The sequence below is a fragment of the Enterobacter cloacae complex sp. IR5418 genome, assembly GCF_049238105.1.
GTDB lineage: Bacteria > Pseudomonadota > Gammaproteobacteria > Enterobacterales > Enterobacteriaceae > Enterobacter > Enterobacter hormaechei.
In genome coordinates this window covers 19,443-40,891 of sequence record NZ_JBMKHS010000019.1, presented here as the reverse complement: position 1 = coordinate 40,891, position 21,449 = coordinate 19,443, and the positions used below count along the sequence as shown (strand labels likewise).

22 protein-coding genes are annotated in these 21,449 nt (G+C 54.6%); 5 read left to right on the top strand and 17 right to left on the bottom strand.

The window, feature by feature from the left end; all coding sequences use genetic code 11:
* Positions 1-89: 89 nt before the first annotated feature.
* From ACOTX7_RS15285 to ACOTX7_RS15270, 4 genes are all read left to right on the top strand, one after another.
* Positions 90-1,265, top strand: coding sequence for an MFS transporter (locus tag ACOTX7_RS15285; RefSeq protein WP_032673477.1), 1,176 nt, complete (start codon positions 90-92; stop codon positions 1,263-1,265).
* Positions 1,234-2,205, top strand: coding sequence for an HTH-type transcriptional regulator YidZ (gene yidZ / locus ACOTX7_RS15280; RefSeq protein WP_221256697.1), 972 nt, complete (start codon positions 1,234-1,236; stop codon positions 2,203-2,205). Before ACOTX7_RS15285 ends, yidZ begins: the two co-directional genes overlap by 32 nt.
* 122 nt (positions 2,206-2,327) lie before the next feature.
* Entirely contained in the window at positions 2,328-3,074 is a 747-nt protein-coding gene (locus tag ACOTX7_RS15275) for a 4'-phosphopantetheinyl transferase family protein (protein WP_205922037.1), read from the top strand.
* Between the two features lie 36 nt (positions 3,075-3,110).
* Positions 3,111-3,677 carry an NADPH-dependent FMN reductase gene (locus ACOTX7_RS15270; RefSeq protein WP_003861147.1) on the top strand — a complete coding sequence of 189 codons (567 nt, stop codon included), beginning with the start codon at positions 3,111-3,113 and terminating at the stop codon, positions 3,675-3,677.
* A 91-nt stretch (positions 3,678-3,768) separates the two neighbouring features.
* On the opposite strand, the gene adeP is transcribed toward ACOTX7_RS15270, so the two are convergent.
* The gene (gene adeP, locus ACOTX7_RS15265; RefSeq protein WP_221257188.1) at positions 3,769-5,106 is read right to left on the bottom strand and encodes an NCS2 family permease; all 1,338 of its coding nucleotides are present in this window, start codon (positions 5,104-5,106) and stop codon (positions 3,769-3,771) included.
* Between the two features lie 165 nt (positions 5,107-5,271).
* On the opposite strand from adeP, the gene yieH reads away from it, so the two are divergent.
* Positions 5,272-5,937, top strand: coding sequence for a 6-phosphogluconate phosphatase (gene yieH, locus ACOTX7_RS15260; protein ID WP_221256696.1), 666 nt, complete (start codon positions 5,272-5,274; stop codon positions 5,935-5,937).
* A 44-nt stretch (positions 5,938-5,981) separates the two neighbouring features.
* On the opposite strand, the gene phoU is transcribed toward yieH, so the two are convergent.
* The 16 genes from phoU to atpI form a co-directional block, all read right to left on the bottom strand.
* The gene (gene phoU / locus ACOTX7_RS15255) at positions 5,982-6,707 is read right to left on the bottom strand and encodes a phosphate signaling complex protein PhoU (protein ID WP_003861153.1); all 726 of its coding nucleotides are present in this window, start codon (positions 6,705-6,707) and stop codon (positions 5,982-5,984) included.
* Positions 6,708-6,733: 26 nt separating this feature from the next.
* Positions 6,734-7,507: a phosphate ABC transporter ATP-binding protein PstB gene (pstB, locus tag ACOTX7_RS15250; RefSeq protein ID WP_003861154.1), complete on the bottom strand. Its 774-nt coding sequence runs from the start codon at positions 7,505-7,507 to the stop codon at positions 6,734-6,736.
* 47 nt (positions 7,508-7,554) lie between these two features.
* Positions 7,555-8,445, bottom strand: coding sequence for a phosphate ABC transporter permease PstA (pstA, locus tag ACOTX7_RS15245; protein WP_003861156.1), 891 nt, complete (start codon positions 8,443-8,445; stop codon positions 7,555-7,557).
* Complete coding sequence (gene pstC / locus ACOTX7_RS15240; protein WP_006808756.1) at positions 8,445-9,404, bottom strand: phosphate ABC transporter permease PstC; 960 nt, start codon at positions 9,402-9,404, stop codon at positions 8,445-8,447. The genes pstA and pstC overlap by 1 nt, the downstream gene beginning before the upstream one ends.
* A 128-nt stretch (positions 9,405-9,532) precedes the next feature.
* Positions 9,533-10,573 (bottom strand): phosphate ABC transporter substrate-binding protein PstS, encoded by a 1,041-nt coding sequence (gene pstS, locus ACOTX7_RS15235; protein ID WP_022649876.1) that lies wholly within the window; start codon positions 10,571-10,573, stop codon positions 9,533-9,535.
* Positions 10,574-10,849: 276 nt separating this feature from the next.
* The gene (glmS, locus tag ACOTX7_RS15230) at positions 10,850-12,679 is read right to left on the bottom strand and encodes a glutamine--fructose-6-phosphate transaminase (isomerizing) (protein ID WP_006808754.1); all 1,830 of its coding nucleotides are present in this window, start codon (positions 12,677-12,679) and stop codon (positions 10,850-10,852) included.
* 369 nt (positions 12,680-13,048) lie between these two features.
* Positions 13,049-14,419 carry a bifunctional UDP-N-acetylglucosamine diphosphorylase/glucosamine-1-phosphate N-acetyltransferase GlmU gene (glmU, locus tag ACOTX7_RS15225; protein WP_221256695.1) on the bottom strand — a complete coding sequence of 457 codons (1,371 nt, stop codon included), beginning with the start codon at positions 14,417-14,419 and terminating at the stop codon, positions 13,049-13,051.
* A 138-nt stretch (positions 14,420-14,557) separates the two neighbouring features.
* Positions 14,558-14,977 (bottom strand): F0F1 ATP synthase subunit epsilon, encoded by a 420-nt coding sequence (locus tag ACOTX7_RS15220; protein WP_006177560.1) that lies wholly within the window; start codon positions 14,975-14,977, stop codon positions 14,558-14,560.
* Between the two features lie 20 nt (positions 14,978-14,997).
* Entirely contained in the window at positions 14,998-16,380 is a 1,383-nt protein-coding gene (gene atpD / locus ACOTX7_RS15215; RefSeq protein WP_003862362.1) for a F0F1 ATP synthase subunit beta, read from the bottom strand.
* A 31-nt stretch (positions 16,381-16,411) separates the two neighbouring features.
* Positions 16,412-17,275 carry a F0F1 ATP synthase subunit gamma gene (gene atpG, locus ACOTX7_RS15210; protein ID WP_032673476.1) on the bottom strand — a complete coding sequence of 288 codons (864 nt, stop codon included), beginning with the start codon at positions 17,273-17,275 and terminating at the stop codon, positions 16,412-16,414.
* A gap of 51 nt (positions 17,276-17,326) precedes the next feature.
* Positions 17,327-18,868, bottom strand: a complete 1,542-nt coding sequence (gene atpA, locus ACOTX7_RS15205; protein WP_006808751.1) for a F0F1 ATP synthase subunit alpha — start codon at positions 18,866-18,868, stop codon at positions 17,327-17,329.
* A gap of 12 nt (positions 18,869-18,880) precedes the next feature.
* Positions 18,881-19,414 carry a F0F1 ATP synthase subunit delta gene (atpH, locus tag ACOTX7_RS15200; protein ID WP_003862369.1) on the bottom strand — a complete coding sequence of 178 codons (534 nt, stop codon included), beginning with the start codon at positions 19,412-19,414 and terminating at the stop codon, positions 18,881-18,883.
* Between the two features lie 14 nt (positions 19,415-19,428).
* Positions 19,429-19,899, bottom strand: coding sequence for a F0F1 ATP synthase subunit B (atpF, locus tag ACOTX7_RS15195; protein WP_003862370.1), 471 nt, complete (start codon positions 19,897-19,899; stop codon positions 19,429-19,431).
* 48 nt (positions 19,900-19,947) lie between these two features.
* On the bottom strand, positions 19,948-20,187 hold the full coding sequence (gene atpE / locus ACOTX7_RS15190; protein ID WP_000429386.1) for a F0F1 ATP synthase subunit C: 240 nt from the start codon (positions 20,185-20,187) through the stop codon (positions 19,948-19,950).
* A 49-nt stretch (positions 20,188-20,236) separates the two neighbouring features.
* The gene (gene atpB, locus ACOTX7_RS15185) at positions 20,237-21,052 is read right to left on the bottom strand and encodes a F0F1 ATP synthase subunit A (protein ID WP_003862373.1); all 816 of its coding nucleotides are present in this window, start codon (positions 21,050-21,052) and stop codon (positions 20,237-20,239) included.
* Between the two features lie 8 nt (positions 21,053-21,060).
* Positions 21,061-21,441, bottom strand: a complete 381-nt coding sequence (gene atpI / locus ACOTX7_RS15180) for a F0F1 ATP synthase subunit I (RefSeq protein ID WP_003862375.1) — start codon at positions 21,439-21,441, stop codon at positions 21,061-21,063.
* Positions 21,442-21,449: the final 8 nt, after the last annotated feature.

The following is a 21,449-nucleotide window of genomic DNA, read 5'->3' as shown; positions in this document are numbered from 1 at the left end:
TCCCCCTGGGAAATCACCATTGTCCAAATGGCAACTCGCTTAATCATTCCATGCCCCCTATCCTGCATGCCTGCATTTATGGGGGATTTATGGCTCGTTTTCTGTTTTGTAGTTTTGCGCTGGTTCTGCTGTATCCGTCCGGCATTGATATGTATCTGGTGGGATTACCGCATATTGCCCGCGATCTGGGTGCCAGCGAGGCGCAGCTGCACATCGCGTTTTCGGCCTACCTCGCGGGGATGGCGTCGTCGATGGTGTTTGCCGGGAAAATCGCGGATAAAGCAGGCCGTCAGCCCGTCGCCATTACAGGTGCGGTTATCTTTGCGCTGGCATCGGTACTCTGTTCAGTGGCTCAGGAAAGCACAATGTTCCTGTCAGGACGTTTTATTCAGGGCATTGGCGCGGGCGGCTGTTACGTGGTGGCGTTTGCCATTCTGCGCGATACCTTGAGCGCTCAGCGCCGCGCCAAAGTGCTGTCGATGCTGAACGGCATTACCTGCATCATTCCGGTGCTGGCACCGGTTGTAGGCTACCTGATCATGCTTAAATTTCCGTGGCAGAGCCTTTTCTGGACCATGGCCGCAATGGGCGCCATTGTCTTTATTCTGTCCGTGACGGTGCTGAAAGAGACCCATCCCGGTTCGCAACAGTCACACCACGCCGCAACCCTCCATCCGGCTGAAAAGCTGGTGAATCGCTTTTTTTTGAGTCGACTGGCAATCACCACGCTGAGCGTGGCGGTGATCCTTACCTATGTAAACGTTTCCCCGGTGTTATTGATGGAGACGATGGGCTTCGATCGCGGTGAGTATTCGACGGTGATGGCGCTAACCGCGATGGTCAGCATGGCGGTTTCATTCTCGACGCCCTTTGCCCTCAATCTCTTCCGCCAGCGCACGCTGATGCTTACCTCACAGGGGCTGTTTCTCGCCGCAGGCGTGATCCTGGCGACCGCCACCTCACACGCGGTGATGCTGGTGGGCATTACCCTGATTTGCGCCGGGTTCTCCGTTGGCTTTGGTGTGGCGATGAGCCAGGCGCTTGGCCCGTTCTCGCTGCGGGCAGGCGTGGCAAGCTCGGTGCTGGGCATTGCGCAGGTCTGCGGTTCGTCGCTTTGGATTTGGCTGGCGGCGGTGATCGGCCTTAACGCGCTGAATATGCTGATCGGGGTTCTGATTGGCTGTAGCATACTCTGCATTACCTTACTTATGGTCATCCAGCCCGCGGCGCACTATGAAGAAGCCCATCAGCAGTCTCGATCTTAATCTTTTACTTTGCCTGCAACTGTTGTTGCAGGAGCGCAGCGTCACCAAAGCCGCGAAGCGGATGAACGTGACGCCGTCCGCGGTAAGTAAATCGCTGGCGAAGCTGCGCGACTGGTTCGACGATCCGCTGTTTGTGAAAACACCTTTAGGGCTGCTGCCCACGCCCCTGACGGTGAGTCTGGAACAGGATTTGGCCGACTGGATGCAGATAGGCAACCAGATCCTCGATAAATTCCACCATAGCTCTCCTGGCGGGCTTAAGTTTGTGCTCGCCGCCGAAACACCGCTGATGCTGATCCGCTTTAACACCCTGCTGGAGCAGGTGAATGAGCGCTACCCACAGGCGACGGTGAAGCTGCGCCAATGGGATTACGATTCGCTGGACGCCATTACGCGTGGCGAAGTGGATCTGGGCTTTACGGGGCGTGAAACGCATCCTCGCTCGCGCGAACTGCTAAAGCTGATGCCGTGGTTTATCGACTACGAAATCCTGTTCAGTGACCGTCCGTGTGTGTATTTGCGCGAGGACCATCCCGCGCTCCAGGAAGTGTGGGATCTGGAGACATTTCTGCGCTACCCGCATATCAGCATCTTCTGGGAACGCAGCGATACCTGGGCACTCGACGAGGTGCTAAGAGAGATGGGCCGGGAGCGTAACATCGCCATGAGTTTGTCCGGATTCGAACAGTCGATGTTTATGGCGGCCCAGCCGGACCACAACTACATTGCCACTGCACCGCACTACTGCCATCACTATAATCAACTCCACCAGCGTAATCTGGTTTGCCTTCCCATTCCCATCGATGAGGCGCAGGCAGAAAAGCTTACCGTGCCCTTCACGCTGATCTGGCATAAACGGAACAGCCATAATCCGAAAATCCTCTGGCTACGCGAGACGATCAAAGCGCTGTATACCGCGCCAGGTCAGGTTTTTGCCTAAGATAATGTAAAGTTCGGTCCTCAGGCTTCTCTTATTTCCATTTACTGATTAAAACAAAAGCTGAGTTAAGCGATAATCATGTAACCGTTTAACCGACTACAACCATTATCAAGGAGCGAAAAATGGCTACGCACTTTGCACGAGGAACATTAACGGAAGGGCATCTCGTATCGGCCAGAATTTCTTCAGCCTGCCACAGTGAGGCACTCAAACTACCTGAACACCGCAGGACGCGGTTTTTAGCCTCCAGAGCGCTCCTCGCAGAACTGCTTTTTATGCTGTACGGCACCAGCGAATTACCGGATATACTCACCCAGCCAGAAGGTCGCCCGGTTTTTGCGGACCCGGCACTTCCCCATTTTTCCATTGCGTATACCGGCAACATCGTTGGCGTCGCGCTGACCACTGAAGGTGATTGCGGGCTGGATATGGAGCTACAACGCGTCACGCGTAGCTTCCATGGCGCTAACGCGCTCGATGAATATCCGCTCTCCAGCAATGAAAAGCTGTGGATACGTAACCAGAACGACCCCATTGAAGCCAGAGCGCAGCTCATCACCCTTCGCCAGAGTATCCGCAAACTGAGCGGCGCGGCGTCAGACGACGCCAGCCTGTTGCAGCTGCTTCCCGGATCCGGTCGCCTGCGCGCCACAAAAGCCTCGCTGGTAGAGGCACTCAGTGATGCTGAGGATGTACTGATCTGGTCTGTTGCGGTGAGCCCCGCCATCGAACGGCTGAAAATCTGGGAATTTGACAGTACTCGCGGTTGGCGTAGTCTTCCGGATGTCCCTGAGCGCGCCAACGAGCCAGCCGCGCGCCTGATGCGATTAACCAGTTTACCGGCAGAAAAAGCATACACCCATAGCTGATCCGTCCAGGGTCATCATGATGAAACAGGAGTAATCATGTCTGATACGTTGAAAGTTGTTACGTTACTGGGAAGCCTGCGCAAAGGTTCTTTTAACGGGATGGTTGCCCGTACGCTGCCGCAGCTGGCGCCTGCGGGAATGGAAATCAGCGCCCTGCCGTCCATTGGCGACATCCCGCTTTATGATGCTGACGTTCAGCAGGAAGAAGGTTTCCCGCAGAGTGTGGAAGCAATAGCCGAGCAGATCCGTCAGGCTGACGGCGTGGTGATTGTCACGCCTGAATATAACTACTCGGTACCGGGTGGTCTGAAGAACGCCATTGACTGGCTGTCCCGTTTGCCGGAGCAGCCCCTGTCAGGCAAACCGGTGCTGATCCAGACCAGCTCAATGGGCGCCATCGGCGGCGCGCGCTGCCAGTATCACCTGCGCCAGATCCTGGTGTTCCTGGATGCGATGGTGATGAACAAGCCGGAATTTATGGGCGGTGTGATTCAGAACAAAGTCGACCCGCAGACGGGTGAAGTGGTGGATCAGAGTACGCGTGACCATCTCTCTGGCCAATTGACCGCGTTTGGGGATTATATTAAGCGGGTTAAAGCCTGATAAAAAAGCCCGGTGGCGCTAGCGCTTACCGGGCCTGCACTCGTCAGTAGGTCAGGTAAGCGAAGCGCCACCTGACACCACAAACCGCACCTTAGTGCGCGTCAATAAACACAATCTTCAGCACAAACAGCAGCGCCACAATAATCACGCACGGGCTGAGTTCGCGGAAGCGGCCAGTGCCGATCTTCATAATGCAGTAAGAGATAAAGCCCAGCGCGATACCTTCGGTGATCGAGAAGCTGAACGGCATCATCACCGCGGTAATAAACGCCGGAACGGCTTCCGTTAGATCTTCCCACTTCACGCGCGCCAGGCTTGAGGTCATCAGTACGCCGACGTAGATCAGCGCGCCAGCTGCCGCGTACGGTGGTACCATCCCCGCCAGCGGAGAGAGGAAGATCACCAGCAGGAACAGCAGACCCACGACGACCGCCGTCAGGCCGGTACGGCCCCCCACGGAGACGCCGGAAGAAGATTCAATATAAGCGGTAACAGACGAGGTGCCGATGAAAGAGCCAGCAACGGACGAGATACTATCCACATACAGCGCCTGCTTCATGCGCGGGAATTTGCCTTTTTCATCCGCCAAACCCGCTTTGTCGGTCACGCCAATCAGCGTACCGGAGGAGTCAAACAGGTTGACCAGCATGAAGGAGAAAATCACCCCCGCCAGACCCAGGTTCAGGGAACCCGCCAGATCGACGTGACCAATCACGGTAGAGATGCTCGGTGGCGCAGAGACGATACCGCTGTAATGCACATCGCCCAGCATCCAGCCCAGCAACGTGGTTACGATGATAGAGACCAGCACCGCAGCATGGATGTTGTGTGAGGCCAGGATCGCGATGATAAAGAAGCCCAGCACGCCCAGCAGCACGCTGTGGGAGGTCAGGTTACCAATGCTCACCAGCGTTTCCGGGTTCGCCACGATCACACCGGCGTTTTTCAGACCCATCATGCCGATGAACAGACCGATACCGCTGGTGATGCCCACGCGCAGGCTCACCGGAATGTTTGCAATCATCCAGTAGCGCACGCGGAAGAGGGTCAGCAGCAGCAGGCCAACCGCACCCCAGAAAATAGCGCCCATCCCAACCTGCCACGGCAGGCCCATCGCCTGAACCACCACAAACGCGAAGAACGCGTTCAGACCCATCGCCGGGGCCAGCGCCACGGGCAGATTAGCGAAAACGCCCATCAGGATGCTGCCAAGGGCGGCGATCAGACAGGTGGTTACAAAGACGGCGCTGGTATCCATGCCAGCCACGCCCAGAATTTGCGGGTTCACAAAAACGATATAGACCATCGTCAGGAAGGTAGTAAAACCGGCGATCACTTCGGTGCGTGCCGTTGTGCCGTGCTCACGCAGTTTAAAAACGCGCTCAAGCAGCCCCTGACCAGACGTCTGGGTAGTGTGTTGTTGACTCATCATCAATTTCCGAACAAGGAGGGAAAATTCGTCGCTATCCTATACCAAAATGCGACAATAGTGGCGGTTACGGGATACTTTTTTCATTGATTTTGCTTATACGGCAACGATTGCGTCTCGTAAATCTGTCGTACGTAAACGTTAAACTTGTTAAAAGGGAAGGACATGTCCGGAATTGAAGCGGTATTTTTCGACTGTGACGGTACGCTGGTCGACAGTGAGGTCATTTGTTCCCGCGCGTATGTCGCCATGTTCCAGGAATTTGGCATTACGCTCGATCTCGAAGAGGTGTTCAAACGCTTTAAGGGCGTGAAGCTGTACGAGATCATCGACATCATTAACGAAGAACACGGGGTGGATCTGGCGAAAGCGGATCTGGAACCGGTGTACCGCGCCGAGGTCGCACGCCTCTTCGACGCCGAGCTGGAGGTTATCGCTGGCGCTGACGCGCTGCTGGATGCGATGACGGTGCCGATCTGCGTGGTTTCTAACGGCCCGGTCAGCAAAATGCAGCACTCGCTCGGCAAACTGGACATGTTGCATCACTTCCCGGAAAAACTGTTCAGCGGCTACGATATCCAGCGCTGGAAGCCCGATCCGGCGCTGATGTTCCATGCGGCGAAGGCGATGAACGTCAACGTGGAGAACTGCATTCTGGTGGATGACTCGTCTGCGGGCGCGCAGTCAGGGATTGATGCGGGGATGGAAGTGTTTTACTTCTGCGCCGATCCGCACAACAAGCCGATCGATCATCCAAAAGTGACGACCTTTACCGATCTGGCGCAGTTGCCTGAATTGTGGAAAGCACGCGGATGGAATATTACGCGTTAAGCTAACGTAGGGCGGGTAAGCGCCAGCGCCACCCGCCACAAACATCACTCTTTCGGATCTTTGCCCGCCAGCAGCTTGTCCAGCTCGTCGCCGCCCACGTGACGGAAGTCCTGACCTTTCACGAAGTAGAAAATGTATTCGCAAATGTTCTGGCAGCGGTCGCCGATACGCTCGATTGAGCGCGCGCAGAACAGCGCGGTCAGCACGCTTGGAATGGTACGAGAATCTTCCATCATGTAGGTCATCAGCTGACGCACAATGCCTTCGTATTCCTGGTCAACTTTCTTGTCTTCACGGTAGATGCGGACCGCTTCGTCCAGATCCATGCGCGCGAAAGCATCCAGCACGTCGTGCAGCATCTGCACGGTGTGGCGGCCAAGAGACTCCAGGCTCACCAGCAGCGGCTGGTGCTGCTGGGAGAATTTCTCCAGCGCGGTGCGGCAGATTTTATCCGCCACGTCACCGATACGCTCCAGTTCGGCGATGGTTTTGATGATCGCCATCACCAGACGCAGGTCGCTCGCCGTCGGCTGACGCTTCGCAATGATGCGCACGCAGGCTTCGTCGATGGCGACTTCCATCATATTGACGTTGTGGTCGCCTTCGATAACGCGCTTCGCCAGCTCGCTGTCCTGGTTGTGCATCGCCGTGATCGCATCAGAAAGCTGCTGCTCGACCATGCCGCCCATGGTCATCACCTGGGTGCGAATGCTTTCCAGCTCTGCGTTAAACTGGCCGGAAATGTGTTTATTAAGATTGAGGTTGTCCATGGTTTCTCCACATGCACTAAGGCAAATCAACCGTAGCGGCCAGTAATGTAATCTTCCGTTTGTTTCTTCGCAGGACGGGTGAACAGCGCGTCGGTATCGCTGAACTCAATCAACTCGCCCAGGTACATAAACGCCGTGTGGTCAGAACAACGTGCAGCCTGCTGCATGTTGTGGGTTACGATCACCACGGTGTAATCCTGCTTCAGCTCGGTGATCAGCTCTTCGATACGCCCGGTTGAGATCGGGTCCAGCGCTGAGCACGGCTCATCCAGCAGCAAGACTTCCGGGCGAATGGCGATACCGCGCGCAATGCACAGACGCTGCTGCTGACCACCGGAGAGAGAGTACCCGCTCTGGTGCAACTTATCCTTGGTTTCGTTCCATAATGCGGCCTTGGTCAATGCCCACTGCACGCGCTCATCCATATCCGCACGGGAGAGCTTCTCAAACAGACGCACGCCAAAGGCGATGTTGTCATAGATCGACATCGGGAACGGCGTGGGTTTCTGGAATACCATCCCCACTTTCGCACGCAGCAGGGCGATATCCTGGGTATTGGTCAGGATGTTGTCACCGTCCAGCAGAATTTCACCTTCTGCACGCTGCTCCGGATAGAGCGAATACATTTTGTTAAAGGTGCGCAGCAGCGTGGATTTGCCACAGCCGGACGGACCGATGAATGCCGTCACCTGGTTCTTCGCGATATCCAGGTTGATATTCTTCAGGGCATGGAATTTGCCGTAGTAGAAGTTCAAATCACGAACCTGAATCTTACCCGGGGCAGTATCAACCATACTCATTGACTCATTTCCTCATTCGGCGCCGCGAGCTGCCGCGCCGTAAAAAATTAACCGTGTTTCTTCTTCGCGAAAATGACGCGCGCCAGAATGTTCAGCAACAGTACGCAAAGGGTGATGATCAGCACCCCGGCCCAGGCCAGCTGCTGCCATTCCGCGAATGGGCTCATCGCAAATTTAAAGATCGTCACCGGCAGGTTGGCGATCGGCTGCATCATGTCCGTGCTCCAGAACTGATTGGAGAGGGCGGTAAACAGCAGCGGTGCGGTTTCACCGGCGATACGAGCGATAGCCAGCAGGATACCGGTCATAATCCCCGAGACGGACGCTTTCAGGGTGATCGCCGAAATCATCTTCCATTTTGGCGTACCCAGCGCGTAAGCAGCTTCACGCAGGCTGTCCGGTACCAGTTTCAGCATGTTTTCAGTGGTGCGAATAACGATAGGCACCTGCAACAGCGCCAGCGCAATCACACCCGCCCAGCCGGAGAAGTGTTCCATTTGCGCCACCACGATGGTGTAAACAAACAGACCCACGACAATCGACGGGGCAGAAAGCAGAATGTCGTTGATAAAGCGGATGACTTCAGCGATCCAGGATTTACGCCCATACTCCGCCAGATAGATACCCGCCATGATGCCCAGCGGCGTACCAAAGACCGTCGCCCACAGGATCAGCAGGCCACTGCCCGCGAGGGCGTTTGCCAGCCCCCCACCCGCCGTGTTCGGCGGCGGCGTCATTTCGGTGAACAGCGCCAGGGACATTCCATCAATACCACGGGTGATGGTGGACATCAGGATCCAGATCAGCCAGAACAGGCCGAATGCCATCGTCGCCATGGATAGCGTCAGCGCAATGCGGTTTTTAATCCGGCGCTTTGACTGCATTTTGCGACGGGATTCCGCAAGCTGAGCGGTGTTTTGCATGTCGAGAGTCGCCATTAGCGTGCCCCCTCGTTTTTAGCCAGACGCATAATCATCAGCTTGGAGATAGCCAGCACAATAAAGGTGATAACAAACAGGATCAGACCCAGTTCCATCAGCGCGGCGACGTGCAGCCCGGATTCCGCTTCGGCAAATTCGTTCGCCAGCGCAGAGGTAATACTGTTCCCCGGCATATAGAGCGAGGCACTGTCGAGCTGGTAGGTGTTGCCGATGATAAAGGTCACGGCCATGGTTTCACCCAGCGCGCGGCCTAAGCCCAGCATAATGCCGCCAATCACCCCATTTTTGGTGAACGGAAGGACGATACGCCAGATAACTTCCCAGGTGGTGCAGCCGATGCCATAGGCCGACTCTTTCATCATCACCGGGGTTTGTTCGAAGACATCACGCATGACCGCCGCAATGTACGGAATAATCATGATGGCGAGGATCACACCTGCCGCCAGAATGCCGATACCGAATGCCGGGCCGGAGAACAGCGCCCCCACAAACGGAATGGCAGAAAGCACGTTACCGACCGGCTCCTGGAAGTACGTCGCAAACAGCGGCGCAAAGATAAACAGGCCCCACATGCCGTAAACGATACTTGGGATGGCGGCCAGCAGTTCAATGGCGATACCCAGCGGGCGTCGCAGCCAGCCGGGTGCCAGTTCCGTCAGAAACAGGGCAATACCGAAGCTCACCGGAACCGCAATCAGCAGGGCGATAAACGAGGTCACCAGCGTGCCGTAAATCGGCACCAGCGCACCGTAAATATCGTTCGGCGCATCCCACTCTTTGGTCCACAGGAAGGCGAAACCAAATTTTTGAATGCTCGGCCAGGAGGAGAAAATCAGGGACACGATAATGCCGCCCAGCAGCAATAGCACAATCAGCGCAGCCAGTTTCACCAGCACGCTGAAAATCATGTCACCTTTTTTACCCGGAGGGTTAAATGCAGGCTTGGTTGCAGCCATAAATTACTCTTCTGTTTGAGACGTTTTTACGAATATGCCCGGTGGCGCTGACGCTTACCGGGCCTACAGAGTAAACCGTAGGGCGGGATCGCTGCGCGACACCCGCCATCTTCGTTAAATATATCCTGTTAGTACAGCGCTTTACCGCTGCTGTCTTTCACGTTGGTTTTCCATGCAGCACGGATCTGCTCAACCACGCTGTCTGGCAGGCTGGCGTAATCCAGGTCGTTAGCCTGTTTGCCGCCGTTTTTGTATGCCCAGTCGAAGAACTTCAGCACTTCAGCACCCTGCTCAGGCTTCTTCTGCTCTTTGTGGACCAGAATGAAGGTGGTAGACGTGATCGGCCATGCATCGTCGCCTTTCTGGTTGGTCAGGTCCTGCGCGAAAGATTTGCTCCAGTCAGCGCCTTTCGCGGCGTTGGCGAAGTTCTCTTCGGTCGGGCTAACCGGTTTGCCGTCGGCAGAAACCAGTTTGGTGTAAGCCAGGTTGTTCTGCTTAGCGTAGGCGTACTCTACGTAGCCGATAGAGCCAGGCAGACGCTGTACGAAGGCAGCGATACCGTCGTTGCCTTTACCGCCCAGACCGGTTGGCCAGTTAACGGTAGAGCCGGAACCGACTTTCGATTTCCACTCTTCGTTCACTTTCGCCAGGTAGCTGGTGAAGACGAAGGAGGTACCAGAGCCGTCAGCGCGACGAACCACAGCGATGTTCTGCGAAGGCAGCTTAACGCCCGGGTTCAGTTTGGTGATGGCTTCGTCATCCCATTTTTTAATTTTACCCAGGTAGATGTCACCCAGGGTTTTGCCGTCCAGCACCAGCTCGCCTGATTTCAGGCCAGGGATGTTAACAGCCAGCACAACGCCGCCGATTACGGTCGGGAACTGGAACAGGCCTTCCTGATTCAGTTTCTCATCAGACAGCGGAGCGTCGGATGCGCCGAAATCAACGGTATTTGCGGTAATTTGTTTTACGCCACCGGAGGAGCCGATACCCTGATAGTTAACCTTGTTGCCGGTTTCTTTCTGGTAGGTATCCGCCCATTTGGCATACACCGGCGCAGGGAAGGTTGCACCAGCGCCAGTCAGGCTTGCTGCTGCAAAGGCAGAGAAAGCGCTCAGAGATAAGGTCGCGGCGACAACAGTTGCGACAGTGGTACGCATAACTTTCATAATGTCTCCTGCAAGGATTTCGTAAATCATTGTTTAAGTGGCTACGATGAGCAAAATAGGACAAACAGGTGACAGATAAATGTACGAAATATGACAGTTTTATGACAATGAAAATTTCACTTAAAGAAAAACAAAAATAACTATATTTATCATATTGTTAGATGGAAACATGACGGCAGGATTTCAGTAATATTTTCTTTATGTGACACTAAAAAAATAGCTGAAAATGACAGGTTGTCATAAAAAAACTCCACCCGAAGGTGGAGTCTGAAGGGATTATTCTACGGTAACGGACTTCGCCAGATTTCGCGGCTGGTCAACGTCGGTGCCTTTGATCAGCGCGACGTGATAAGCCAGTAGTTGCAGCGGAACGGTGTAGAAGATCGGTGCAATTACCTCTTCCACATGCGGCATCTCGATGATGTGCATGTTGTCGCTGCTGGCGAAACCGGCATCTTTATCCGCAAAGACGTACAGTACACCGCCACGGGCGCGCACTTCTTCGATGTTAGATTTCAGCTTTTCCAGCAGTTCGTTGTTCGGTGCCACCACGATAACCGGCATATCCGCGTCGATCAGCGCCAGCGGGCCATGTTTCAGCTCGCCCGCCGCGTAGGCTTCCGCGTGAATGTAAGAGATCTCTTTCAGCTTCAGCGCGCCTTCCAGCGCTATCGGATACTGATCGCCACGCCCCAGGAACAGGGAGTGATGTTTGTCAGAGAAATCTTCCGCCAGTGCCTCAATGCGTTTGTCCTGAGACAGCATCTGCTCAATACGGCTCGGCAGTGCCTGAAGGCCATGCACGATGTCATGTTCAACGGAAGCATCCAGACCTTTCAGACGCGCCAGTTTCGCCACCAGCATCAGCAGAACGGTCAGCTGTGTGGTGAACGCCTTGGTGGAGGCCACGCCGATTTCGGTGCCCGCTTTGGTCATCAGCGCCAGATCGGATTCACGTACCAGTGAAGAGCCAGGCACGTTACAGATCGCCAGCGAGCCCAGGTAACCCAGTTCTTTAGACAGACGCAGCGCTGCCAGGGTATCTGCCGTTTCACCAGACTGGGAAAGGGTGATCATCAGGCTGTTACGACGGACCGCAGATTTGCGATAGCGGAACTCAGAGGCGATTTCCACATCACACGGCACGCCTGCCAGGGATTCAAACCAGTAGCGCGAGACCATGCCGGAGTTGTACGAGGTACCGCAGGCCACGATCTGAATATGCTCGACTTTGCCCAGCAGCTCGTTGGCGTTGGCACCCAGCTCGCTCAGATCCACTTCGCCGTGGCTGATGCGCCCGGTCAGCGTGTTTTTAATGGCGTTTGGCTGCTCGTAGATCTCTTTCTGCATGTAGTGACGGTAAGCGCCTTTGTCGCCCGCGTCGTATTGCAGGTTTGATTCGATCTCCTGACGCTTAACCTGCTCGCCTTTGGTATCGAAGACGGTCACGCTGCGACGTGTCACCTCGGCAATGTCTCCCTCTTCCAGGAAGATAAAGCGACGGGTTACTGGCAGCAGCGCCAGCTGGTCGGAAGCGATAAAGTTTTCACCCATGCCCAGACCAATCACCATCGGGCTACCGGAACGCGCGGCCAGCAAGGTGGACGGATCGCGGGAATCCATGATCACCGTACCGTAAGCACCGCGCAGCTGAGGGATCGCACGCAGCACCGCATCACGCAGTGTACCGCCCTGTGCCAGCTCCCAGTGCACCAGGTGAGCAATTACTTCGGTGTCGGTTTCAGAGACGAAGGTATAGCCGCGCGCTTTCAGTTCTTCGCGCAACGGTTCGTGGTTTTCGATAATGCCGTTATGTACCACCACGATGTGTTCAGACACATGCGGGTGCGCGTTACCTTCAGACGGTTCGCCGTGGGTCGCCCAGCGGGTGTGCGCAATACCGGTACCACCGTGCAGCGGATGTTCTTCCGCGGCCTGGGCCAGCATCTGCACTTTACCGAGACGGCGCAGACGGGTCATATGCCCTTCTGCATCGACAACAGCCAGACCGGCAGAGTCGTAACCACGGTATTCCAGACGACGTAAACCTTCGAGAAGGATTTCAGCAATATCACGCTGCGCAACTGCGCCAACAATTCCACACATAGTTAGATTTCCTGATTATGGCGTTATGCCATGCGTTGTCGCTGACCTGTATTTACCCTGCGTCTTTCACGCTGCGGCTGCGTTGGCTTCTCGTACTCGCCACGGTCACTTACTTAAGTAAGCTCCCATGGACTCATACGCTTGCCGCCTTGCCACAACGCGAAATCCTTTGGGTAACGCCCTTTCCGGGCACCCCGAGCCTTGTAGAGAGTGGGGTTATAGTTATGGGTACTACCTGTGGGGGGGGAGGATTATGTTATCCCCTCACCCCGGCCCTCTCCCCAAAGGGGCGAGGGAGAAAAACACCGCACCGTTCAGTTCCACTCTCCCCTTTGGGGAGAGGGTCAGGGTGAGGGGTGTATATTATTGTTACTTCTTCTTCACCGGGCGTTTCCAGCCCTGCTTGCTGACCTGCGGCACACGGCTTAACACCAGCTCGTTCTCCGCTACATCGCGCGTGACGGTGGTACCGGCGGCAATGGTCACGCCGTTGCCTACGGTAACTGGCGCCACCAGCTGGGTGTCGGAGCCTACAAACACGTCATCGCCGATGATGGTTTTAAACTTGTTGGCACCGTCATAGTTACAGGTGATCGTCCCTGCACCAATGTTTACGTTGTCGCCAATTTCCGCATCGCCCAGATAGGTCAAATGGCCCGCTTTGGAGCCTTTGCCCAGACGCGCCTTTTTCATTTCGACGAAGTTACCTACGTGAGCACCTTCCAGCAGCTCAGCGCCAGGACGCAGGCGCGCAAACGGGCCGATAGTACACGCCGCATCAAGACGCGCATCTTCCACCACGCTATACGGGCTGATTTCGCAGTCGTCACCGATAACGCTGTTTTTAATCACACAGCCGGTGCCGATTTTGACGCGATTGCCCAGCGTGACGTTACCTTCCAGGATAACGTTAGTATCAATTTCAACGTCACGCCCGTGGATCAGCGTACCGCGCAGATCGAAACGAGCCGGATCGCGCAGCATGACGCCCGCGAGCAACAGTTTTTCTGCCTGCTCGGACTGATAAATGCGCTCAAGGCGGGAAAGCTGGAGACGGTTGTTTACCCCGTCCGTTTCGCTAATACGCGCCGGATGAACGGCGGCAATCTCACGCCCTTCCTGGTACGCCATCGCGATAATATCAGTGATGTAATACTCACCCTGCGCGTTATTGTTATTAAGCTTAGACAACCAGCGCTTCATATCCGCACCGTTTGCAATCAGGATGCCGGTGTTGATCTCCTGAATCTGGCGCTGTTCGTCAGTGGCATCTTTATGCTCAACAATCCCCGTCACGTTGCCGTTTTCACGCGTAATGCGGCCATAGCCGGTTGGATCGTCCAGCACGACGGTTAACAACCCAATACCACCCTGCGGTTTGGCTTCACGCAGGCGAGAGAGGGTTTCAACGGAGATCAGCGGGACGTCGCCGTAGAGCATCAGGATATCTTCATCATCAGAGAAGAAGGGGGTAGCCTGCTGCATTGCATGACCCGTACCCAGCTGTTCTGCCTGAAGCACCCAGTTGAGATTGTCGTCACGCAGCGTTTTTTTCAGCAGATCGCCGCCATGTCCATATACCAGATGCACCTGGCTGGCGCCTAATGCAGTAGCTGCATCAATAACATGCTGCACCATTGGCTTTCCTGCCAGCGTGTGAAGCACTTTAGGCAGATCGGAATACATGCGGGTACCTTTGCCTGCGGCAAGGATCACCACGCTCATCGCACTGTTTAACATACGCATCCTGACGGTAGTTTGTGTGAGAAGTAAAAACGTTTGATGCTTAAAATTCTACATCTTTTTCATCATGAATTAAGGCCGAAAAAAAAAGCCAGCCTGGGATCCAGACTGGCTTTTGTGCTTTTCAAGCCGGTGTTACATCGCTTTTTTGGTCAACTCGATAACGCGCAGTTTCGCGATCGCTTTGGCCAGCTCCGCAGACGCCTGAGCGTAATCCACGTCACCATGAGAGCTGCTAATGTGCTCTTCAGCCTTACGCTTCGATTCCAGGGCTCGCGCTTCGTCGAGATCCTGGCCACGAATAGCGGTATCGGCCAGAACGGTCACACTGCCTGGCTGCACTTCAAGAATGCCGCCGGACAGATAGATAAACTCTTCATGACCGAACTGTTTAACGATGCGGATCATACCAGGCTTAATGGCGGTGAGCAGCGGTGCGTGACCCGGGAAAATACCCAGTTCACCTTCACTACCCGTTACCTGGATTTTCTCGACCAGACCAGAGAACATTTGTTGCTCTGCGCTGACGACGTCCAGGTGGTAAGTCATTGCCATATCACCCTCCGATTAAGGCGTTAAAGTTTTTTGGCTTTTTCCACGGCTTCTTCGATGGAACCAACCATGTAGAACGCCTGCTCTGGCAGGTGATCGTATTCGCCTTCCATGATGCCTTTAAAGCCACGGATGGTGTCTTTCAGGGAAACGTATTTACCCGGAGAACCGGTGAATACTTCCGCAACGAAGAACGGCTGGGACAGGAAGCGCTGGATCTTACGCGCACGTGCTACCACCAGTTTGTCTTCTTCAGACAGTTCATCCATACCCAGGATGGCGATGATGTCTTTCAGTTCCTGGTAACGTTGCAGCAGGGACTGTACGCCACGCGCGGTGTCGTAGTGTTCCTGGCCAACAACCAGTGGATCCAGCTGACGGCTGGTGGAGTCCAGCGGGTCAACGGCCGGGTAGATACCCAGAGACGCGATCTGACGGCTCAGTACCACGGTTGCATCTAAGTGAGCAAAGGTGGTGGCTGGAGATGGGTCAGTCAAGTCATCCGCAGGTACGTATACCGCCTGAACGGAGGTGATAGAACCGGTTTTGGTCGAGGTGATACGTTCCTGAAGAACACCCATCTCTTCCGCAAGCGTTGGCTGATAACCTACCGCTGAAGGCATACGACCCAGCAGTGCAGATACTTCCGTACCGGCCAGGGTGTAACGATAGATGTTATCGACGAACAGCAGAACGTCACGGCCTTCGTCACGGAACTTCTCAGCCATCGTCAGGCCAGTCAGCGCAACGCGCAGACGGTTTCCTGGTGGCTCGTTCATCTGGCCGTAAACCAGGGATACTTTGTCCAGAACGTTGGAGTCGGTCATTTCGTGGTAGAAGTCGTTACCCTCACGAGTACGTTCACCCACACCCGCAAACACGGAGTAACCGGAGTGCTCGATCGCGATGTTACGGATCAGCTCCATCATGTTTACGGTTTTACCTACACCCGCACCACCGAACAGACCAACTTTACCGCCCTTCGCAAACGGACACATCAGGTCGATAACTTTGATGCCGGTTTCCAGCAGTTCCTGAGAGCTGGACAGCTCTTCGTAGGAAGGTGCCGCGCGGTGGATAGCCCAACGCTCTTCTTCACCGATGTCGCCTTTCATGTCGATTGGCTGACCCAATACGTTCATGATACGACCCAGCGTTGCTTTACCTACCGGGACTTCGATCGGGTGCTCAAGGTCTTTCACTTCCAGACCACGACGCAGACCGTCGGAAGAACCCATGGCGATGGTACGCACGATACCGCCGCCGAGCTGCTGCTGAACTTCCAGCACCAGGCTCTCGTTACCATTCTGTACCTCAAGCGCGTCGTACACGCGTGGTACGGCGTCCTGAGGGAACTCGACGTCCACCACGGCGCCGATTACCTGGACAATCTTTCCAGTAGCCATCTTGAATCCTCTACGTAATTCGTAAACCTGGTTAAACCGCGGCGGCCCCCGAGACGATCTCGGTGAGTTCCTGAGTAATGCTGGCCTGACGAGCTTTGTTGTAAACCAACTGCAGCTCTTTAATCAGGCTGCCGCCATTATCGGTCGCGGCTTTCATCGCCACCATTCGTGCGGCCTGCTCGCTGGCCAGGTTTTCTACAACGCCCTGATAAACCTGAGATTCAACGTAACGACGCAGCAGGGTATCCAGCAGCGGTTTCGGATCGGGTTCATACAGGTAATCCCAGGCTTTCTGCTTCAGCTCGTCATCTTCTGATGCCGGTAACGGCAGCATCTGAGTGAGCGTTGGAACCTGAGACATGGTGTTAATAAATTTGTTGCTGACAACGTACAGTCTGTCCAGACGGCCTTCATCGTAGGCCTGCAACATCACTTTAACCGGGCCGATCAGTTCGGACAGGGACGGGTTGTCACCCATACCGGTCACCTGAGCGACAATGTTGCCACCAACGGAGTTAAAGAAAGAGACGCCTTTAGAGCCAATCAGTGCCAGATCGCACTGAACGCCTTTATCGGACCATGCTTTCATATCCGCCAGCAGTTTTTTGAACAGGTTAATGTTCAAGCCGCCACACAGACCACGGTCAGTCGACACCACCAGGTAGCCCACGCGCTTAACGTCGCGTTCTTCCAGGTAAGGGTGCTTATATTCCAGATTACCGTTTGCAAGGTGACCAATCACTTTGCGCATGGTCTCTGCATAAGGACGGCTGGCCGCCATGCGATCCTGCGATTTACGCATTTTGGAAGCGGCGACCATCTCCATCGCTTTAGTGATCTTTTGCGTGTTCTGGACGCTTGCGATCTTACTACGTATCTCTTTTGCGCCGGCCATGAGCTTCTCCTCAATGCCAGACGGCTTGTCCTGAGACAAGCCGCCGGACGATTACCAGGATTGGGTTGCTTTGAAGGAATCGAGGATAGCTTTCAGCTTGCCTTCGATTTCGTCGTTATAGCCACCGGTCTGGTTGATCTCTTGCATCAGCGGAGCGTGATCACGGTCGACGTAAGCCAGCAGAGCGGCTTCGAAGCTACCGATTTTCGCCAGTTCCACATCTTCGAGGTAACCGCGTTCAGCCGCGAACAGTACCAGACCCTGCTGAGCAACAGACATTGGCGCGTACTGTTTCTGCTTCAGCAGCTCGGTCACTTTCTGACCGTGGCTCAGCTGTTTACGGGTTGCTTCGTCCAGATCGGATGCGAACTGAGAGAACGCAGCCAGTTCACGATACTGTGCCAGCGCGGTACGGATACCACCGGACAGTTTCTTGATGATCTTGGTCTGAGCAGCACCACCCACACGGGATACGGAGATACCCGGGTTAACCGCCGGACGAATACCGGAGTTAAACAGGTTGGTTTCCAGGAAGATCTGACCATCGGTAATGGAGATTACGTTGGTCGGAACGAACGCAGAAACGTCACCCGCCTGGGTTTCAATGATCGGCAGAGCGGTCAGAGAACCTGTTTTACCCTTCACTTCACCTTTGGTGAAGTTCTCGACATATTCCGCGTTAACGCGGGAAGCACGCTCCAGCAGACGAGAGTGGAGGTAGAATACGTCGCCCGGGAATGCTTCACGTCCTGGTGGACGACGGAGCAGCAGGGAAACCTGACGATAAGCAACGGCCTGTTTAGACAGGTCATCGTATACGATCAGCGCATCTTCACCGCGGTCACGGAAGTATTCGCCCATTGCGCAACCGGCGTATGGTGCCAGGTATTGCAGTGCAGCAGATTCAGACGCGGTTGCTACCACAACGATGGTGTTAGACAGTGCGCCGTGCTCTTCCAGTTTACGAACCACGTTGGAAATGGTGGACGCTTTCTGGCCGATAGCCACGTACACACATTTGATGCCGGAATCACGCTGGTTGATGATGGCGTCGATTGCCATCGCGGTTTTACCGGTCTGACGGTCACCGATGATCAGTTCACGCTGACCACGACCGATTGGGATCATGGCGTCAACGGACTTATAACCCGTCTGTACGGGCTGATCAACGGACTGACGGTCGATAACGCCTGGTGCGATAACTTCGATTGGGGAGAAGCCATCGTGCTCAACCGGACCTTTACCGTCGATTGGCGCACCCAGGGTGTTAACAACGCGACCCAGCAGGCCACGGCCAACCGGCACTTCCAGAATACGACCCGTACACTTAACCTTCATGCCTTCGGCGAGGTCAGCGTATGGACCCATCACAACGGCACCTACGGAGTCGCGCTCCAGGTTCAGTGCGATAGCGTAACGGTTACCCGGCAGGGAAATCATCTCACCCTGCATACAATCGGCCAGGCCGTGGATGCGGATAACACCGTCACTTACAGAAACAATAGTACCTTCGTTGTGAGCTTCACTCACAACACTGAACTGAGCAATGCGCTGCTTGATCAGTTCGCTGATTTCGGTGGAATTCAGTTGCATGCTCCAGTCCCCTTAAGACTGCAAGACGTCTGCAAGGCGCTCAAGACGGCCGCGTACGCTGCCATCAATGACCATATCACCCGAGCGGATGATTACGCCTGCCATTACAGACTTATCGATTTTGCAATTCAGCTTAACTTTGCGTGACAGACGTTTTTCCATCGCGGCGGTGATTTTCGCAAGCTGTTCGTCACTCAGTTCAGTCGCGGAAGTCACTTCGACTTCGGCAGTGGCTTCACTGAGGGCACGTAAGTGCTCAAACTGCTCGAGAACATCCGGGAGCACACGGAGACGACCATTTTCTGCCATCACCTTAATCAGGTTCTGGCCGTTGGCATCCAGTTGCTCTCCGCACACGGCGATAAACGACGCGGCGAGGGTTTCAGGCGCTAACGCACCGGAAAGCAACTCAGCCATTTGTTCGTTTTTCGTCACCTCAGCGGCAAACGCCAGCATGTTCTGCCAGCGATCGACATTTTGGTGTTCGACAGCAAAGTCAAAAGCTGCTTTGGCGTAGGGGCGAGCTACCGTAACAAATTCAGACATCAGCCCCTCCCTCCTTACAGTTCAGCGACAAGTTTGTCCACGATGTCGCTGTTAGCAGCTTCATCCACGGAACGTTCGATGATCTTCTCGGCGCCAGCAACAGCCAGAATCGCAACCTGCTTACGCAGTTCTTCACGAGCACGTTTACGCTCAGCTTCAATTTCAGCCTGAGCCTGTGTCACGATCTTAGTACGTTCCTGTTCTGCTTCAGCTTTGGCTTCGTCCAGGATCTGAGAACGGCGTTTGTTAGCCTGTTCAATGATTACCTGAGCTTCAGCTTTCGCTTTTTTCAGCTGGTCTGTCGCGTTGGCCTGTGCAAGGTCCAAATCTTTCTTAGCGCGTTCTGCGGAAGCCAGACCGTCAGCAATTTCTTTCTGACGTTTTTCGATGGCAGCCATTAAAGGCGGCCATACATACTTCATGCAGAACCAGACAAAGAGAATAAACGCGATGGCCTGGCCGAGGATTGTTGCGTTCATGTTCACAGCACAATACCTCTTAAATTTCTGTGGCTTGGGGTTTTAAAACAACTACTACGCGACAGCAAACATCACGTACAGACCCAGACCTACAGCGATCATTGGGATTGCATCCACCAGACCCATAACGATAAAGAACTGAGTACGCAGCAGAGGAATCAGATCAGGTTGACGCGCTGCGCCTTCCAGGAATTTACCTCCGAGGATGCCGATACCGATCGCAGCACCGATAGCCGCCAGACCCATCATCACAGCGGCAGCCATGTACAGCAGATCCATATTCAGGTTTTCCATGACAGTCTCCAGTTTGTTTCAATTAAAACGTAGTAGTGTTGGTAAAAAATCAGTGCTCTTCAGACGCCATCGACAGATAGACGATCGTCAGAACCATGAAGATAAAGGCTTGCAGCGTAATGATCAGGATGTGGAAAATGGCCCATGGCACATTCAGAATCCACTGTGACCACCACGGCAGAAGACCCGCGATCAGAATGAAAATCAGCTCACCCGCATACATGTTGCCGAACAGTCGCAGACCCAGTGAAACAGGTTTCGACAGCAGGCTAACGCCTTCCAGGATCAGGTTGACCGGAATAAACGCCCAGTGGTTGAACGGCTGCAAGGTAAGCTCTTTCACAAAGCCGCTTACGCCTTTCATTTTGATGCTGTAGAACAGAATGAGGATAAATACGCCCAGCGCCATCGACAGGGTGATGTTCACGTCGGCAGACGGAACCACGCGCAGTGCAGGCAGGCCAAGTACGTGCTCACCGATCCAAGGTAAGAAATCGATAGGCAGAAGGTCCATCAGGTTCATCAGGAAGACCCAAACGAACACGGTCAGGGCCAGCGGCGCAATCAGCTTGCTCTTACCATGGTACATGTCTTTCACGCTGCCATGGACGAAGCCGATGATCATCTCGATGAACGTCTGGAATTTCCCTGGAACACCGCTGGTCGCCTTTTTAGCAACGCTGCGGAACATGGCCAGGAACAGAAGACCCAAAACCACCGAGAAGAACATGGAGTCGATGTTGATCGTCCAGAAGGTGGCCGGGGGGTTATGTGGATCCACCAGCGAGAATGTACGCAGGTCCAGCTGAAGGTTATTCAGATGGTGACCTATGTAATCCTGCGGCGTCATATTTTCTGAAGCCATGATGCCTTTTACCCTTTGTTATTGATTACAGCTGGAGCCAGAACTTGTACCACCAGCACCAAAACCCACGTTGCTATCAGCGGCATGAATACCACTTTCAAAACCGCCAGCGCCATCACCAGTAGAGCAAAGGTCAGCAACACCTTACACACTTCGCCGAGAGCGAAGGACCAGGCCACGCGGCCTTTGGCGGGTGTATGCGCCTGATGACGCCAGGCAAAAATCATAAACAACACGTTTGGCAGAACCACCGCCAAACCTCCGCACGCGGCGGAGATGCCCCAGAAGGGGTCTTTGAGGCTAAACAGCAGTCCACTTGCTATCACAGCCAGAAACTGAATGAACAGAAGCTTACGAGCAACGTTTCTACTCAAGAGCGACACAGACATCACGTTTT

Coding starts and splice junctions, on each gene's coding strand:
- ACOTX7_RS15285 (WP_032673477.1), top strand. CDS start 90: ATGGCTCGTTTTCTGTTTTGTAGTTTTGCGCTGGTTCTGCTGTATCCG.
- yidZ (WP_221256697.1), top strand. CDS start 1,234: ATGAAGAAGCCCATCAGCAGTCTCGATCTTAATCTTTTACTTTGCCTG.
- ACOTX7_RS15275 (WP_205922037.1), top strand. CDS start 2,328: ATGGCTACGCACTTTGCACGAGGAACATTAACGGAAGGGCATCTCGTA.
- ACOTX7_RS15270 (WP_003861147.1), top strand. CDS start 3,111: ATGTCTGATACGTTGAAAGTTGTTACGTTACTGGGAAGCCTGCGCAAA.
- adeP (WP_221257188.1), bottom strand. CDS start 5,106: ATGAGTCAACAACACACTACCCAGACGTCTGGTCAGGGGCTGCTTGAG.
- yieH (WP_221256696.1), top strand. CDS start 5,272: ATGTCCGGAATTGAAGCGGTATTTTTCGACTGTGACGGTACGCTGGTC.
- phoU (WP_003861153.1), bottom strand. CDS start 6,707: ATGGACAACCTCAATCTTAATAAACACATTTCCGGCCAGTTTAACGCA.
- pstB (WP_003861154.1), bottom strand. CDS start 7,507: ATGAGTATGGTTGATACTGCCCCGGGTAAGATTCAGGTTCGTGATTTG.
- pstA (WP_003861156.1), bottom strand. CDS start 8,445: ATGGCGACTCTCGACATGCAAAACACCGCTCAGCTTGCGGAATCCCGT.
- pstC (WP_006808756.1), bottom strand. CDS start 9,404: ATGGCTGCAACCAAGCCTGCATTTAACCCTCCGGGTAAAAAAGGTGAC.
- pstS (WP_022649876.1), bottom strand. CDS start 10,573: ATGAAAGTTATGCGTACCACTGTCGCAACTGTTGTCGCCGCGACCTTA.
- glmS (WP_006808754.1), bottom strand. CDS start 12,679: ATGTGTGGAATTGTTGGCGCAGTTGCGCAGCGTGATATTGCTGAAATC.
- glmU (WP_221256695.1), bottom strand. CDS start 14,419: ATGTTAAACAGTGCGATGAGCGTGGTGATCCTTGCCGCAGGCAAAGGT.
- ACOTX7_RS15220 (WP_006177560.1), bottom strand. CDS start 14,977: ATGGCAATGACTTACCACCTGGACGTCGTCAGCGCAGAGCAACAAATG.
- atpD (WP_003862362.1), bottom strand. CDS start 16,380: ATGGCTACTGGAAAGATTGTCCAGGTAATCGGCGCCGTGGTGGACGTC.
- atpG (WP_032673476.1), bottom strand. CDS start 17,275: ATGGCCGGCGCAAAAGAGATACGTAGTAAGATCGCAAGCGTCCAGAAC.
- atpA (WP_006808751.1), bottom strand. CDS start 18,868: ATGCAACTGAATTCCACCGAAATCAGCGAACTGATCAAGCAGCGCATT.
- atpH (WP_003862369.1), bottom strand. CDS start 19,414: ATGTCTGAATTTGTTACGGTAGCTCGCCCCTACGCCAAAGCAGCTTTT.
- atpE (WP_000429386.1), bottom strand. CDS start 20,187: ATGGAAAACCTGAATATGGATCTGCTGTACATGGCTGCCGCTGTGATG.
- atpB (WP_003862373.1), bottom strand. CDS start 21,052: ATGGCTTCAGAAAATATGACGCCGCAGGATTACATAGGTCACCATCTG.
- atpI (WP_003862375.1), bottom strand. CDS start 21,441: ATGTCTGTGTCGCTCTTGAGTAGAAACGTTGCTCGTAAGCTTCTGTTC.